17 protein-coding genes and 1 pseudogene are annotated in these 15887 nt (G+C 37.5%); 5 read left to right on the top strand and 13 right to left on the bottom strand.

From position 1 onward, the window contains the following. Positions 1–818: R2-like ligand-binding oxidase (locus AC1DVB_RS20015; RefSeq protein ID WP_477590632.1), on the bottom strand; the 818-nt coding region annotated here is incomplete at its 3' end. Positions 819–956: 138 nt separating this feature from the next. Between AC1DVB_RS20015 and AC1DVB_RS20010 the strand changes: the two genes are divergently transcribed. Then, positions 957–1643, top strand: a complete 687-nt coding sequence (locus AC1DVB_RS20010) for a helix-turn-helix transcriptional regulator (RefSeq protein WP_034306979.1) — start codon at positions 957–959, stop codon at positions 1641–1643. Between the two features lie 38 nt (positions 1644–1681). On the opposite strand, the gene AC1DVB_RS20005 is transcribed toward AC1DVB_RS20010, so the two are convergent. After that, complete coding sequence (locus AC1DVB_RS20005) at positions 1682–2770, bottom strand: branched-chain amino acid aminotransferase (RefSeq protein WP_477590630.1); 1089 nt, start codon at positions 2768–2770, stop codon at positions 1682–1684. 643 nt (positions 2771–3413) lie between these two features. Between AC1DVB_RS20005 and AC1DVB_RS20000 the strand changes: the two genes are divergently transcribed. Further along, entirely contained in the window at positions 3414–4682 is a 1269-nt protein-coding gene (locus AC1DVB_RS20000) for an L-lactate MFS transporter (protein ID WP_477590628.1), read from the top strand. A gap of 532 nt (positions 4683–5214) precedes the next feature. Further along, positions 5215–6282: an AI-2E family transporter gene (locus AC1DVB_RS19995; RefSeq protein ID WP_454861311.1), complete on the top strand. Its 1068-nt coding sequence runs from the start codon at positions 5215–5217 to the stop codon at positions 6280–6282. Positions 6283–6532: 250 nt separating this feature from the next. On the opposite strand, the gene AC1DVB_RS19990 is transcribed toward AC1DVB_RS19995, so the two are convergent. Further along, complete coding sequence (locus tag AC1DVB_RS19990; protein ID WP_034306989.1) at positions 6533–6985, bottom strand: YueI family protein; 453 nt, start codon at positions 6983–6985, stop codon at positions 6533–6535. A 225-nt stretch (positions 6986–7210) separates the two neighbouring features. On the opposite strand from AC1DVB_RS19990, the gene AC1DVB_RS19985 reads away from it, so the two are divergent. Next, a complete protein-coding gene (locus tag AC1DVB_RS19985; RefSeq protein ID WP_454861312.1) occupies positions 7211–7954 on the top strand; it encodes a L,D-transpeptidase family protein in 744 nt (247 codons plus the stop codon). 621 nt (positions 7955–8575) lie between these two features. Here AC1DVB_RS19985 and AC1DVB_RS19980 read toward each other — a convergent pair. The 10 genes from AC1DVB_RS19980 to AC1DVB_RS19935 all read right to left on the bottom strand — a co-directional run bounded on the left by AC1DVB_RS19980 (position 8576) and on the right by AC1DVB_RS19935 (position 15505). Continuing rightward, positions 8576–8704 carry a hypothetical protein gene (locus AC1DVB_RS19980; protein WP_255256757.1) on the bottom strand — a complete coding sequence of 43 codons (129 nt, stop codon included), beginning with the start codon at positions 8702–8704 and terminating at the stop codon, positions 8576–8578. Between the two features lie 110 nt (positions 8705–8814). Continuing rightward, positions 8815–9258 (bottom strand): nucleoside 2-deoxyribosyltransferase, encoded by a 444-nt coding sequence (locus tag AC1DVB_RS19975; protein WP_223256012.1) that lies wholly within the window; start codon positions 9256–9258, stop codon positions 8815–8817. A 302-nt stretch (positions 9259–9560) separates the two neighbouring features. Then, positions 9561–9881 carry a type II toxin-antitoxin system HicB family antitoxin gene (locus AC1DVB_RS19970; RefSeq protein ID WP_477590625.1) on the bottom strand — a complete coding sequence of 107 codons (321 nt, stop codon included), beginning with the start codon at positions 9879–9881 and terminating at the stop codon, positions 9561–9563. Positions 9882–9991: 110 nt separating this feature from the next. After that, the gene (locus tag AC1DVB_RS19965) at positions 9992–10273 is read right to left on the bottom strand and encodes a DUF4190 domain-containing protein (protein WP_063577730.1); all 282 of its coding nucleotides are present in this window, start codon (positions 10271–10273) and stop codon (positions 9992–9994) included. 225 nt (positions 10274–10498) lie between these two features. Beyond that, positions 10499–11149 (bottom strand): amino acid ABC transporter permease, encoded by a 651-nt coding sequence (locus tag AC1DVB_RS19960; protein WP_477590623.1) that lies wholly within the window; start codon positions 11147–11149, stop codon positions 10499–10501. Between the two features lie 14 nt (positions 11150–11163). Then, entirely contained in the window at positions 11164–11802 is a 639-nt protein-coding gene (locus AC1DVB_RS19955; RefSeq protein WP_477590622.1) for an amino acid ABC transporter permease, read from the bottom strand. Positions 11803–11909: 107 nt separating this feature from the next. After that, complete coding sequence (locus tag AC1DVB_RS19950; protein ID WP_477590620.1) at positions 11910–12737, bottom strand: transporter substrate-binding domain-containing protein; 828 nt, start codon at positions 12735–12737, stop codon at positions 11910–11912. A 22-nt stretch (positions 12738–12759) separates the two neighbouring features. Then, complete coding sequence (locus tag AC1DVB_RS19945; RefSeq protein WP_057277533.1) at positions 12760–13488, bottom strand: amino acid ABC transporter ATP-binding protein; 729 nt, start codon at positions 13486–13488, stop codon at positions 12760–12762. Between the two features lie 437 nt (positions 13489–13925). Then, positions 13926–14336: a hypothetical protein gene (locus tag AC1DVB_RS19940; protein WP_095679505.1), complete on the bottom strand. Its 411-nt coding sequence runs from the start codon at positions 14334–14336 to the stop codon at positions 13926–13928. A 266-nt stretch (positions 14337–14602) separates the two neighbouring features. Continuing rightward, the gene (locus tag AC1DVB_RS19935; protein WP_239858216.1) at positions 14603–15505 is read right to left on the bottom strand and encodes an AEC family transporter; all 903 of its coding nucleotides are present in this window, start codon (positions 15503–15505) and stop codon (positions 14603–14605) included. A gap of 213 nt (positions 15506–15718) precedes the next feature. On the opposite strand from AC1DVB_RS19935, the pseudogene AC1DVB_RS19930 reads away from it, so the two are divergent. Further along, positions 15719–15887, top strand: a pseudogene (locus tag AC1DVB_RS19930) (tRNA-specific adenosine deaminase); the annotation flags it as partial.

Genomic DNA, 15887 nt, shown 5'->3' with positions numbered 1-15887 from the left:
AATATCTCCATCCGCACTGATAATTGTTTCAGGGTAAAATTCAATACAGCTTGTTGGTCATTACCAAAGGGATTTCCTAACCGATCATATCCCTCTGTATTTAACGTGATGGCCAGTGGTGAAAGCTCCTCCATCCTCTTTTCAACCTGTTTAAAGATATGTGGATGTTCACTGATGATTCTCTGTAGCAGGAAAGTCCCATATGCAATATGGCGTGATTCGTCCTTCTTCAAAAAACCCACACCTTTTAATAAACCAGGCATCATTTTATTAGCTTCGAGAGTCTGATAGAACCCGAAATATCCAGTTTCTGCAAGAACGCCTTCGGTAAACATATTATAAACAGTGGCTGCTTCTGCCAAGGCTTCTGGTGATTGATCGGTTAAAAGTTTCTCCATCGTTTCAGGCAAAATTTCATAAAAAATCGATTTATAAGTGTCTGAGTGATAAACCGTCAAATCACCCGTTTCACCAATTTGATCTAATGTATAGCGAAAGAACTCCATATGCTTCGCTTCCTCGAACAGAAATGTCGTTAAGTACATTTCTTCTTCGATCCGGCCTTCTTTGGCTATTGTCATTATGAGCGGCAGCAAATCCAAAGTCACGGCTTCTTCCCCGCCCTGAAAAAGGGAAATGATCCGTAATAACACTTCCCTTTCAATGTCAGTAAATGACTTCCAATCTTCTTTATCCTGGCTGAAATCAATGTCTCGAGGATTCCATATACCGAATTTCTTTGCCTTTTGGTAAAGTTTAAATGGTAGGGTATCTTCTCTAAAACTCCTGCTTGTGGTTGTTAAACTCTTTCTTTTCATGGTAATGCCTCCTTGAAATTATGAACTTTAAACTTTTGAATCTCTAAGGATTTTTTAATTTGTAAGAGTTTTCATTATATTGTAAGATATTAGTAGCATTTATCCTAGTACTGAAAATGTAGGGAGGAATTAAGTCGAATGCTTGAGGAAACTCTGATGAAACATGTAAAAAAGATTTCCCAACAAAAAGATATGGCAAATAAATCACAAATGATCGTAAAGGGCTGTGTGGATTTTTTTTCATTTCAACGAGCATCTTTATTCAGTTACTCATGTTTAACAGGAATGGGTGAAGGAATTTGTGCATGTACAAGTGAAGATACTTTTTCATTACATAATGTTAGGGAGAATATTCATGATATATACCCGATCCACCAAGCAGTCATCCATAACAAGCCCATATACTTAACCATCCAGCATGCGAAATCCTCCATCCCTGCAAAATACGTTAAAAGATTTTCCATCTCTTCATTGGCAATCATTCCGATAATTGTGAATGACTTGGCCATCGGTTTAGTGTTGGTTGACCCCATTCACACCAACGAGCCCGTTACCAAGAATGATTTAATGAAGCTTTCCCATTATTTGAAGCTGGCTGTCAGTTCAACATTCGATTCCGCCCCTCCCACTTACCTTCTAAGCAAACGTGAAGTGGAGGTGCTTCAATATTTAGCGAATGGGATGGGATTAAAGCAAATGGCACCAAAAATGAGCGTTAGTGAATTTACTGTCAGAGATCATATTTCTTCTGCCATCAGGAAATTGGGAGTGAATCACCGGACCGAGGCCGTCGCAGTTGCCATAAGGCACAAAATGATTATCTGAAAGCAAAAAAAAACCTTCAAAGAAGGTTTTTTTAAGTATCATTGAGTCACTTTTTCTTCAACTTTCGTAGTCCAGCTCAACTCGTCTGTGACTTTACCTGTTTGGACACCTGTCAATGTATCATAAAGCTTTCTGGAAAGTACGCCCGTTTCTCCGCTTTGAACAATCATTTCTTCACCATTCCACAAAAATTCACCAATTGGTGATATGACCGCGGCTGTTCCCGTTCCAAAGGCCTCTTCCAAGTGACCCAATTTATAGGCTTCATGGACTTCCTCCATCGAGATGCGTCTTTCCGACACGGGAAGACCCCAATGTTTCAGCAATTCTATAATGGAATCACGAGTAATACCCGGAAGGATGCTTCCATTTAAARCAGGGGTGATGATTTCACCATTAATTTTGAAGAAAACATTCATGCTTCCAACTTCTTCGATATATTTTTTCTCCACTCCGTCTAACCAAAGAACTTGAGCATAACCCATCTTTTCGGATACTTCCTGGGCTTTTAGRCTCGATGCATAATTACCGCCCGTTTTGGCTTCACCTGTACCTCCATTAACTGCACGTGTAAAAGCTGACTCCACTGCAATTTTAACTGGATGGATGCCTTCTTTATAATACGATCCCACTGGTGACATGATGATGATGAACTGATACTTATTCGATGGAGATACTCCAAGATAAGGCTCAGTAGCTATAATGAATGGCCTGATATATAAAGATGTCCCTTCTGCCTGGGGAACCCAATCCTTATCAACGCTAATTAAAGTCTTTAAGGCCTTCAACGCGAAATCAACGTCGACATCCGGTATGCATAATCGGCTATTCGAACTATTTAAGCGTTGGAAATTCTTTTCCGGACGGAATAAGATAATTTCATCCTCAGGTGTTGCATATGCCTTCAATCCTTCAAAAACGGATTGACCATAGTGAAAAATCATAGCTGATGGCTCCAATGAGAGCGGTTGATAAGGAACAATTCTTGGATCATGCCACCCTTGCCCTTGTGTGTAATCCATAATAAACATATGATCGGTAAACTGCTTACCGAACTCAAGCTGGTCCGCTTGTGGTTTTTCTTTCTTTGTTGTACTAAGCGTGATTTGCATGTCATGTTCCTTCATTACCAAAACCCCTTGTTGATTAAATTTACAAGATTTCACTTCCATAAAATCTATCTTTCATTAGTTTACTCCTATAAGGAATCATAGTTCAAGCCTTTAAGACGAAATTTTCGGAATTTTTTAAAATAAATTGGTTTTTCTTTGATTTCCAGACTATGATTCCTGAAAAAAGAATCAATTATTCCTGAAACCACTAAAAATATCAATTCCGAGTAGTACGCTAATATGTCTTGAATATTAGATTAATTTTATCAAAATAATCACTATAAAGCCAATGAGAATAATTCTGGTTCATCGCACCTATAGAGTAAATTCAATCATTTGCCTTTTTGTAACCAGGAAAATCGATAAATGAAAAGACTTTTGGCAGATTCGTGAATAATACACCAAAGCAATACCTGCAAACCTTATATGTATATTAAATTCCTTAGAATATATAACATTTTTAATCCGAATCCATAAAGTGTTTTTTCCCAACTCTAAGCCCAGAGGAAAATTTTACATGAATTTCAATTTAGTAGTTTACTACTAAATAATATTCTTATATACTTATCCCACGAGATAGATAAAACGCATGCAAAACGATATATTATAGACAAAACGCATGCAACTTTCTAATTCTTTAACGAAAAGGGGTAACAACATGACAAAAAACAGATGGTTAATCGCTTTATCCGCTATCGCCATTCACCTATCCATTGGCGGTGCATACGCATATAGCGTTTACAAAAAACCATTAGTCGAGACCATGGGGTGGTCAGAAACTGAAGTAACGTTAGCATTCACAATAATGATGGCGCTTGCAGGAACTTCTGCTGCCTTCTTTGGCAAGTTCGTAGAAAAAAATGGACCACGAAAGTCAGCTATGGTCGCGGCTGTATTATTCGGATTAGGACAAGCCGGTTCCGGTTTAGCGGTAATGGTCGATTCACTTCCGCTTTACCTATTGACTTATGGGGTGTTAAGTGGACTTGGTATGGGGATCGGGTACATTTCACCAGTATCCACTTTAGTCAAATGGTTCCCAGATCGCAGGGGATTGGCAACAGGAATGGCAGTATTGGGTTTMGGTGCCGGAGCTCTCATTACAGCCCCAGTCGCTGCAAGCCTTATGGAATCCGTTGGCATTTATACTACATATTATATTTTAGGCGCAGGCTATTTCATACTGATGTTCTTAGGGGCATCCTATATTGCACCTCCAAAAGCCAACWGGCTGCCTGAAGGAATGAAGAAAGATATTGAGTCCGGTAAGAAAGAACTGAAGAAAGACCTAAGGCAATTAACTGCAAAAGAAGCGGTTAAAACTAAACACTTCTGGATGTTATGGTCCATGAAATTGATCAATACAAGTGCAGGGATCATGATGATTTCGGTTGCTTCTCCTATGGCTCAAGACGTTGTCGGGCTGTCAGTGGCAGGTGCAGCAACATTAGTCGGTATAATGGGAATCTTTAATGGCGGAGGAAGACTTGGCTGGGCAGCGGCATCTGATTATATGGGCCGTCCAAATGTTTTCGTCATTTTCTTCATCATTCAAATTGGTGCCTTCCTTTTACTTCCAATGACTACAAATACACTATTGTTCCAAGGACTCATCTTGTTGGTCGTTAGTTGTTATGGAGGAGGATTTTCTAATCTCCCTGCATTTGCCGGGGATTTATTTGGCACTAAGGAAATTGGTGCCATCCATGGTTATCTTTTAACTACATGGTCTCTAGGCGGGGTTTGCGGCCYAATGTTGGTTACTGCAATCAGGGAAAGTACGAACAGTTACATTCCGGTATTCTACGTTTTCGCAGCATTAATTGCGATAGCATTCGCCATTTCCATCTGGTTGCGTCTGGACATCCAAAAAATGCAAAAAGAACAGAAACAAGGTGCAACGAACACATTAAGTAAGATATCCTAATTTAATAACCTTTAAAAAAGGCATGATCAAGTAAACTTCCATAACCGGAATTTACCTTGATGATGCCTTTTTAGTATGTATATGGCCGTATCGGTGCTTTTTGAACTGTAGCACATTGGAATATCATATGGATTAGGTCATCTCATCTGGGGGCAGTTGTGAGCATAAATTCAGATTATCGACTTATGCACGTAAAGACAGGTTAAAGTCAAAATGGCCGATATATTTTTTTAATATGTCCTTCTTTTTACAGTGAAAGTCTTGTTTTTGTTTCCATATATCAACTTCGTTTGTTCAGGCTATAGCTATTTGAATTCCAAAAATGTTTAAACAATACGAACTCCCATTTAATAAATAGGTGGTCAGTTAGTATTGCTTTTAAGATTCAAAATTGAAACACAACCGAATAAAAGCTGAATGACAAACGTTCATCCACCTAAAAGTTTTGCACCGAATATTTAATCAAGTTATTTAGTTTAACATTAAGCTAAATCAGGGAATCAAGTAAGAGATGGAATTAGGGGGGATTGTCTTGTGGATCAATAAACCGTTTTTCAAATATGCTTGCGCGATCATTTTGATCATTTTAATTATTTTTTTACTGGGTAAGATTGATTATGTTCTCCTACCGCTGCAAAAAACCATTGCTGCCATGTTTTTCCCTATTATTTTGGCTGGGCTTTTATACTATATATTACGGCCGGTCGTTAACTTGTTAACTGAATTTATCCCGAGGTCAGCTAGCATCTTCACCGTGTTTTTGATTATATTTAGTATGATTGGGATGGTAGGTTACTTTGGCAGTCCTGTAATCGTTGACCAATTTCAAAAATTATCTGAAAACCTCCCCAGCAAAGTCAAGGAATTCTCTAAAGAATCTGAAGTCATGATTGAAAAAAATGATTTTGGCATGGTAAATATGGAAGAGTTGAAAGAAAAAGCGGTCACGCATTTGAAAGATTATTCGGAAAAACTCATCGTGAATGTCAATACCATTTTATCCACGATAACTAGTGTATTAACAGTATTGGTCATTACACCATTCATTTTATTCTATTTCTTGAAGGATGGAGATAAATTACGACCATTTCTATTAAAATACATACCGAACGATGTAGAATCAGAGGGGAACACAATTTTAAAAGACGTCGATAAAGCCCTCTCTACTTATATTATTGGTCAATTCATCATATCAATTGTCATAGGGACTTTGATGTATGTTGGCTACCTTATTATCGGTCTCGATTATGCACTCGTATTGGCCTTATTCGCCATGATTTTTACCGTTGTACCATTCCTTGGTCCATTAATAAGCATCATCCCCGCCCTTTTCATTGCCTTACAGCAAGACATTGGGCTGGCAGTGAAAGTACTTATTGTCCTTATTGTTGTTCAACAGGTCGAAGGGCACTTGGTTACACCGAATATTATGGGGAAACGGCTTAACATTCACCCGCTTACCATTATCCTATTGCTGCTTGTTGCTGGATCAATATACGGATTCATTGGCATTTTAATCGCTATCCCTACCTATTCCGTAGTAAAAACGATTATAGGTAATTTTAGGAAGTTTTATAGGTTACGGAATAGGGTTACATAAACAGGAAAAGTTGTCTACACACTTAATTAAAAGAACGATTAAAAATAAAAACAAAAAGCACTCGTTTCAGACTGAAGACCAACTCTTAAGAAAGAGAATTTGCCTAGAGTTTTTTCTTTCAAAAAAAGTTCCAGTTTATTTCATAAAACCATAAAAAACCATTATGGAAAACCTATTCTTACTATCATGGTTCGGAATAGTCCATCCCCCCCTTTTTTTTGTAGACAAACTAAAAACGTTGATAGTTGCATCAACGTTTTTTTAATAATTTTTTAACACAGCGTTTAAAAAAGGCTGTGAAGCTTTTCTTTTTGATGACTTGCTGGGTATGAATTTGCTTCTGTATATAAATTTCTTCTTTGTTTATGGCGTTACTTTCCGCTAACACCAGACCCAAATCGGAGTTATGATCTTTGTTTAGGACGATTTTGTAAGGAATATCATGACTCATTGCCAATTTAATATATTTTCCTAGATATTGATAGTCCATCTGACCATTTAAAAACAAATTTGAACGGGGATACTGCTTCATCATTTGCTCTATCTCCGGGTATACATTCGTTTCAAAGACTTGGCTTCTTTTTAAGACGATGACTACGCGTTCCCGTAATGTGCCCAGAAATTCCCTTCGTTCACCAGCCTTGATTTCTTTTGGACCATGGATGCCTTGTTCTAGATAGTCCTCCACCTTTAGGCGTGACAATTCTTTCCCACCTCCGCTTTCCCTTCAATAATGTATGTAATATGGCCAAAAATAGTGCCCATCATTCTTTTGATATGCATAAAAGTGAAATTGGATCTAAGTTTGACTTTTCCCATAGTTAATTAGTCTACCCTTTTTTAAAAAAATTGTCACTTTAGCCTCGCTTCATGCATAGGATAGTATATGTGTAAATGTAGGTTGCTTAAATGAGGGACGGGGAAAAACATGAAAAAATTAATTGTATTTGTATTGATTTTCGCTTTTAGTTTTTTGGGGTTCAGTAATACTTCAGGTGCGGCAGCAAGACAACTGATTATCATCAATAAAGCCAATAATCAGCTTGCCTATTACGAAAATGATAAATTGGTGAGGGTATTCATCGTGGCGACAGGTAAGAAAGCCTCCTACACTCCTGAAGGAAAGTTTAAAGTAGTGACAAAGATTGTGAATCGTCCCTATTATAAAGGCAACATTAGAGGCGGAGACCCAAAAAACCCTCTAGGTAAAAGATGGCTGGGAATCAATGCAAGGAATACACCAGGAAATACGTACGCAATACACGGCAATAATGATTCTTCAACAATCGGGAAATATATAAGTGCCGGTTGTATCCGTATGTATAACAATGATGTACAATGGCTTTACGATAGGGTGAGAATGAGCACTGTAGTCTTGATTGCCAGTTCGAATAAATCATTTGCCAACATAGCTGCCACAAATGGATTCAAAGTGAGCGGATCTGTGAGCCTGCCGGTGAATACAAACGCTACCCTAAAGAAAGGAAGCAGTGGCCCTCAGGTTATCGAACTGCAAAAAAGATTAACTAAACTTGGATACAGCACTAAAGGAGTAGATGGGTCATTTGGAAAAAACACCGAAATAGCCGTAAAGAAATTCCAAAAGTCCAAAAAACTTACTTCTGATGGAATCGTCGGATCAAAAACAAAAAAAGCACTAGGACTTAAATAAATTTCTCAATGATATCCACTGATTAGAGGATATCTTTTTTATATTTTAACTGTACAACCTATACATTATTACCCAAATCGTCTTTAATTTCCCACCATCAGATATTGACTTTATGTTATAATTTATACATCAACAGCTAATCATAATCGCACTGTCATTACATACAAGGAGGTAATACGAATGTACGATGAAATTCTAGTGAATTCCATTAAAGCAATTTTTGTTATCGGCACCATTTCAATGTTTGTGATTTTAGGATTCGTAAAAGGACGCAGGTTTTAACTTTATCCAATCGTTAAAATATCTCCACCTGCCTGGTTTCTTGTATTATTTTCATACAGGTAATCAGGCTATTTTCTCTTTAAAAAAGGCTCTTTTCGTAAAGATTGTTGTTTTTAAAACGAAACTATTAAGGTGATTGGAGTGGATGTGCGAGACTCCTGCGGGAGCTGCGGGACAGGTGAGACCCCACAGGCGTGTACGCCGAGGAGGCTCACCGCCCGCCCCGCGGAAAGCGAGCATCTGGAGKGGAAATCAACCACAACTCACTACCTGGTAAATAGCAACAAAGTATGTGAAAACAGCCTAAAAAAAGCATATCCTCTATGGGCATGCTTTTCTTTACCAATTCCAATTATCCGTATTATCTAAAAGTTGATCGATGTCAAATGTATCAAGATGGAATGGAACTGACTCTTCTGCTATCGCTTCAGTGGCTAACAATAATTGGTCGATATCAATAATGGCCAAAACAGTCCTCTCCCTTTTTTAATGGTGTTTACCCTCATTTTTAATACTTTAAACAATTCGTTCAAAAGAAATTTTATTAGAGGGTCTCCTTAAAATTTTACATTTGACATTTATTTAAGAGGCAGTGAATCTTTTTCAGATCCTTCCGGAGAAAGCGTATGTATCAATTTAACCAGCTTATAAAAGGTCCCGCTGCAGATCGTTACCTCGGGCAGATTATGAAATATTGATTTTTTATTAATATGATAATTTTCTTTCTCAGGAGAATACACAATTATTTTCTTATTTAAAGATAAAGCATAGCCAAGCTCATATAGATTACCTTTTCCAGCCGTTAGGAAGATCAGCATGAAATCGGCTTCCTCTATCCCCTTTTTTTCATATTCTCCAATGTCGTCCGTTATTTGGTTTTTCTCATCATTCGTAATTAAATTCATGTCATTCACACAAGTAAATCCTTTTGAAGTCAATTTCTTGATCAATGATTTTACTTGCTTCAAATTTTTTTCGTCTGATGCTATATAATATTTCACACATACACCTCCAAAATATATAACTATTGATACTTTTTACCTATGTTACCTATACTATACATATTCGTTATAAAGAACGCAATATCCTTTCCCCAAAAATAAAAAATAATTAAATGGGGAATTTTTTAGCGAAACTAAAAACCATCATTCCTTTTACAGGTAATGATGGTTTTTTATATTTTATGAGTGCCACTATTATCCCCATCGACTTCAGCTTACTAAAAAAATAATAAAATAATATAGTATGTACTGGTCTGACATTCCGGGTTACAAATTCAAGTAATCCAAAATAAAAACCTTGTCCTTTAACCGGCAAGGTTTTTCTATTTTTCATATGTGATATTTTCTATTTCAATTCTGAAGGGTGCAGMCTCGCATATATTAATTCCCCGATCCAGATTCACCTTTTCCATTTCGCTTGCATCCGGGATTGTTTTTTTATCGTGTATAAAATGTTCGACCATGGATTCCAACAGTTCTTGAGCACAAGCTAAGGCATCTAACCGATTCCTGCCGCTAACGGAAGAAATAATTCCTTCTCGCCTAAAATCCGGGAAACAAACTTGAACGGAAAAAGAGTCGATAATCAACGGGTGCTTTTCATAATAGAATACGGCTGGGTACTCAAAGATTTGAATGGTCAAAATATCATCCCTTCATACAATATTTAGATATTTATAATAATTATAACATGAATTTCCATTTTATATAGGTTTAAATTACTTTTCTTTGTTTGTCAAGTTAATACTTACATTCAATAGGTTGATATGTCCGTATTGACTACGAAATAAAAAAACACCATGAAAATCAAAATCATGAGAACATTCAAGATTATTCCAATAATGCTGCACACTTTTCCAGCTGTCACTAAACCATTTCCAGATTCACCAGTAAGGTTCATTTCTTGTTTACTCTTCGATGCAAATATTAACCCTAAAATACCTAATATGATGCCGATGATTGGAATAAACAGGGATAATACCCCCATGATCAATGATACAATCGCTTTGCTATTGCTTCTTTTAATTTCCGACATATTTTCCACCTTCTTTCTTCTTTTATATATACGGTTATTAAAAGCAAAAGATTCATTTTTTGTGTACTCATTCATCATTATTATTCCATTTGATTAAGAAGTCCGCTCCCTTTCCGCCGACTGTCTGGATCATGGAGTATAAACAAGTTTTAAAACAAGGTTGAGGGTGAGACACTTCCGAATCTCCTAGACAAATAGAAAACGACTCATTTCTGAGCCGTTTTTTTAGGTGCGTTTCAATTCAAGTCTCTGGGCTACCAAAGAAAGGCTATAGTTAACTATGAAATACATGAGAGCTACCAGGATCAAAATCGGTATTAAATACTTTTGACTTTGTCCATATATGATTTGACCATGATGGGTCAGCTCCGGCAAAGAGATGACAACCGCTAAAGAGGTATCCTTTAATAAAGAAATGAATTGGCTGACAATGGGAGGAACCATGCGGCGCAGCGCTTGGGGCAGAATAATATGTATCAATGCCTGTGTATAGCTCAAACCTGATGAACGGGCAGCTTCCATTTGGCCTTTATCAATGGATTTCAGTCCACTTCGAATGACTTCAGAAAGYATGGCTGACTCAAAAATTGTCAAGGCAACGATAGCTGCTGGAATGATTTCCAGTTTAATCCGTATCTCCGGCAAAGCAAAATACGTAAAAAATATGATTAATAACAGAGGTAAATTACGTACCGTTTCTACAATCAAAGCTAGTATTTGTGATAACACCGGCACTTTTGCGTATCGGATTATACCTACAAGCCCGCCAATAATGAAACTTAGAATAATGGATATAAAAGCTACCTGGAGCGTTACCCAAAATCCTTCTAATAAAAACTTAAGATTATCTGGTGTATAGGCACCTGCAAAATCCATATCTTATACCTCCCTCAATTACTCTTAGCCAGACGTTTTTCCAAATAACCAACGCCAAAGCTTAAAGGAATGGTAAGAATTAAGTAAAAAGCTGCAACGAAAATGTACACATCAAACACGACAAATGTCCTTGAAGAAATCAAATCCCCGTGGTACATAAGATCGAGTCCTGCAACGACGGCCAAAATGGAAGAATTCTTTACTAAATTGATAAATTGGTTCCCTAAAGGAGGAATGACTATTTTAACGGCCTGCGGCAGTATGACGAGCCTCATGGCCTGCCCATATGTCAGGCCTGATGAACGGGCAGCTTCCATTTGACCCTTAGGCACGGAGAGTATGCCTGCCCGAATTGCCTCAGCTATGAAAGATGAAGTGTAAATGGTCAAGGCTAATGTCCCTGCATATAGACCGCTTAGTTTAAGACCAAGAAAGAAGAAAAAGGTAATGATCAATAACGGTATGTTCCGAATGAACTCGACATAGGCGGTACCCAGCCAGTTTAGTGGCTTTATTGGCGCAATCCGCATGATGGCAATTAGCACACCAAGAATCAAACTCGATACCAACGCGATCAAACTCGACATGATCGTATTTTTAAAGCCTAATAAATACATATCCAGATTCTCTGTTAAAATGGAGACATCAAGCACGGCATACAACTCCTTTAACTAGTAAGGATGAGCAATACGCTCATCCTCACAGACAAATGTTCAAATGTTATTCAAGGTCAGCTGCCCATATACATTTGCTAAAATGTTTAGTGTTTAATCCATTTATCATGGATTTCGTCGTACTTGCCAGAATCTTTAAGTGACTTAAGGGCTTTATTCAACTCTTCCACAAATTCAGTATTCCCTTTTTTTACGGCAATTCCATATGGCTCTTCGGTAAATGTACCGCCAACAAGCTCATAGCTTGGATCTTCATCTGCCATTCCATAAAGGATGGAATCATCCGTTGTCAATGCATCCCCTTGTCCGGATTTAAGTGCAGCGAACGCTTCGGAATAGTTTTCAAATTCCAGCACTTGTGCTTCAGGAGCTTTTTCACGGATATTTATGGAAGAAGTAGAGCCCTTGACAGCCAATACCTTTTTCCCTTTCAAACTATCAATGCCCTTGATATCGCTGCCCTTTTTGACTAACAAAGATTGTCCCGCGTCGAAGTAAACATCAGTGAAGTCAACTTCTTTTTTACGATCTTCCGTGATAGTCATAGTTGCTACAATTGCGTCGATATCACCATTATTCAATAATGCCATCCTGGTTTTAGAAGTCACTTCTTTAAATTCAACTTTATTCTCATCACCAAGGATTTCTGCTGCAAGAGCTTTGGCAATATCAATATCAAAGCCTTCTACCTCTCCAGAACTAGGATTCTTCAAACCGAATAGCCTTGTATCATTTTTCACCCCMAAAACGATCTTATCCTTTTCCTTCACTTGTGCTAGAACATCTTCTTCTTTGCCTTTACCTCCACCCTCTTCAGCTTTGTCGGTATCATTCCCCCCGCCGCAACCAGCTAATAAAATGACAGCCARTAATGATAGCAAAGATAATTTTAACCATTTCTTTTTCTTCAACATGTAATTCACCCCTGTTTTTTATTTAATGATTTAATATACGGCTAAGGAATAAACGAGCCCTCTCTTCACGAGGATTGGCGTAAAACTCAGCCGGAGTTGCCTCTTCTAAAACCCTGCCTTCGTCCATGAATACGATTCGATCCGCCACTTCACGGGCAAATCCCATTTCGTGCGTAACAACCACCATCGTCATTCCTTCATGGGCAAGTGCTTTCATAACATCCAGTACCTCGCCAATCATTTCCGGATCCAAGGCTGAGGTAGGTTCATCAAAAAGCATGATTTCCGGTCCCATTGCCAAACCTCTGGCAATCGCTACCCGTTGCTGCTGTCCACCTGAAAGCTGGGAAGGAAATGAATTTGCTTTATCTCCAATCCCCACTTTGTCCAAATACTTCAGTGCAATCTTTTTTGCTTCCTCTTCGGATTGTCCCAAGACCTTCCTGGGAGCAAGCATGATATTCTCGAGCACGGTTTTATGGGGATACAAGTGAAAATGCTGGAAAACCATACCGATATTCCGACGGAGTTTGTTTATGTCCGTCTTTTTATCCGCTACATTCAAACCATTTATTGAAAGGGATCCTTCCGAAATGGTCTCTAGACGATTAATGCATCGAAGCAGTGTACTTTTTCCTGATCCGGAAGGTCCGATGACCACTACCACTTCCCCTTTCTTGATTGTTAGATTAATTTCTTTCAATACATGGAAATCGCCATAATACTTATTCACTCGGTCAAAAACTATCATAATTAGCACCCCGTCCATAATCAATCTTCGAAACTGAATATTTATAATAATCAGAATTATAAAAGCGTACTATAACATTCTCTTAACTCGAATCATAACTTATGTATAATCCTTTCTTCCAATATTATTTCCCAATATTTCGATAGTGTTAGGGAAGCGACCATTTTTATTGTTATTTTAAACTAGTAATTTAAATAATATATTCAATATTCACACTTTTTATTATATATAATATTTCTTAAAATTACCATATAAACTTTAAATTGTTAAAAACGTTATCATATTTCATGATATTATTGCTATATTCCATATAAATGTTAAATTTTAACTTATTTCCCCTTGGAAAAATTCCCTCTTTTTGTAAAAAAATCATTTATTTCCCGAAAGCTGAATACGCTTTTAATAAACAAAAAGACAGCATTTGCTGTCTTTTCGTATTATTCCTTTATCGCATCTTCAAATGGTGCTGAATACAAACCCCTTGGCGCCAGCATATCCGTATCTGATTCATGAATTTCCCCATTGTGGGTATATGGACCTGCTGGAAAAAAATCAAACAAATCACTTTCCTTATGTATGATCAAGAAATAATCGTATAAATCATCCATAAGTTCCTGATGTTCATCTATTTTCATGATTTCACCACATTCATCAATTTCAAAGTTTTCATTAATCGCATCTTGAAGTTCCTCATTATTTGAATACGCGATATAAAAATCGACATCTCCGCACTCCATGCATAGCAAGAGTTTTTCTTCCAGTGCTTCTTCAAAGGTTTTCAGGACGATTTCCTTAAGTATGGCATCAATCTTTCCAGGATTAATCAATTTAATTTTAGTCTGGAACACAAAACCCCTCCAATCAAATACTGGCATTAAAATACCAAACGCCAGTTTAATAAGCTACTCTTTAATATTAAAATGAAATTGTTGAAATCATTTTTTCATCAACACCTAAATAAAGTCCATAAGTTCATGTACCGCGATGGGTACCTAGCCCAAGATTTGGTCATCAAGGGCAATGCCTATAATTAGGCCGGATCTCGTTTATTGGATAGGAAACGTCCGATTCGTGTTTATAATAAGTTTGCCCACATAATTAGAATCATAATCTTCTATAATACAAAGAAAAAGATGATGGGAAGCGTAATCAGGCTTAATGATGTACTGATGAATGTAGCACTTGAAACGAATTCAGGCTCCGTATTGAATTGGAGCGCATACATTGTAGTGTTGGCCGCCGTTGGCATGGCAGCTACGATGATCATGATATGCCTGACCATTTCACCCACTGGCAAGGCAAGTGATAACAGGAAGGCAATTGCTGGTGAAACGGCAAGTTTAAGAAGTAGCGAAACTGATAGCTTTCGATAGGCAATTTTTCTCAGGGAAATGTTGGCCAGCTGCATTCCCAGTGTAATCATGATTGTTGGGATCGCTGCGTTTGCAACAAGATTAATAGCTTCCATAACCGAATTGCTTAAAGGTATGTTCACGAACTGAAATACTGTTCCCGCAATAGCTCCATAAACAATTGGCATTCGACATACCGCTTTAATTGCTGTTTGAACTCCGTTTCCTTCAGGACTGCCCTTTGCTGCAAAATAAATGCCGATCGTGCACATCACTAACTGCTGTCCCACCATAAGGATGATTGCATAATCGAGTCCTGCGGCTCCGAATAGCAGGAATATGACGGGTGTACCGTAATTCCCGTTATTCATGAATGCCGATGCCAATATCATGCCGCTTGTTTCAGTGACTGTATAATTGCGAAAAAAAGATATAATGTAGACTACCAGTATGAGAGAAAGGCAAAGTACTATCGTGAATAAGAACAGGTAAAAATAATTAATCGTAAATTCTGCGGAATAAAAAGTCCGGAACACGAGAAAAGGTGACATTAAATATAATGCCATCGTGGAAATCGATTTTGTATCAAGATTAAACTTTTTCTGACCAATGAAACCTAAAACAAATATACCGAATATCGGTAATAGAACTCCCAAAAAACCCATGCATATCACCTTCATAATTCTAATGATTTTCTTCTAACAATATCAGTTTTATAATTATTTGTAAAAATTCTTTTAAATCCTTTCGATCGCACGTCATAAATTGATTTTTCCTTATTTTCAGAAAACGATATTCTGTTTCCCCAGACATATGGTATATTGTTTATTATATTTACGTTAAAAAACGTAACATTAACACTTTTTGGTTATTAATATATGAAGGGGTGTTTTTTAGTGGATGTAAAATTCATGGAAATGGCTGTTCGGCTTGCAAATGAAAATGTACTGGCTAAGAACGGAGGTCCTTTTGGTGCTATAATCGTAAAAGATGGCAAAGTCGTGGGCAGAGGATGTAATAATGTGACAACGGCCAACGATCCAACTG

It is taken from the genome of Peribacillus sp. P4_D6, assembly GCF_056401795.1.
Note: the sequence above shows the minus strand (reverse complement) of the source record. Positions and strands in the feature narration are given on the sequence as shown.

What these genes read in the sequence shown, in the direction of transcription:
- AC1DVB_RS20010 (WP_034306979.1), top strand. Translation starts at nt 957, where the DNA reads ATGCTTGAGGAAACTCTGATGAAACATGTAAAAAAGATTTCCCAACAA.
- AC1DVB_RS19965 (WP_063577730.1), bottom strand. Translation starts at nt 10,273, where the DNA reads ATGTCGGAAATTAAAAGAAGCAATAGCAAAGCGATTGTATCATTGATC.
- AC1DVB_RS19935 (WP_239858216.1), bottom strand. Translation starts at nt 15,505, where the DNA reads ATGGGTTTTTTGGGAGTTCTATTACCGATATTCGGTATATTTGTTTTA.
- AC1DVB_RS19945 (WP_057277533.1), bottom strand. Translation starts at nt 13,488, where the DNA reads ATGATAGTTTTTGACCGAGTGAATAAGTATTATGGCGATTTCCATGTA.
- AC1DVB_RS19985 (WP_454861312.1), top strand. Translation starts at nt 7,211, where the DNA reads ATGAAAAAATTAATTGTATTTGTATTGATTTTCGCTTTTAGTTTTTTG.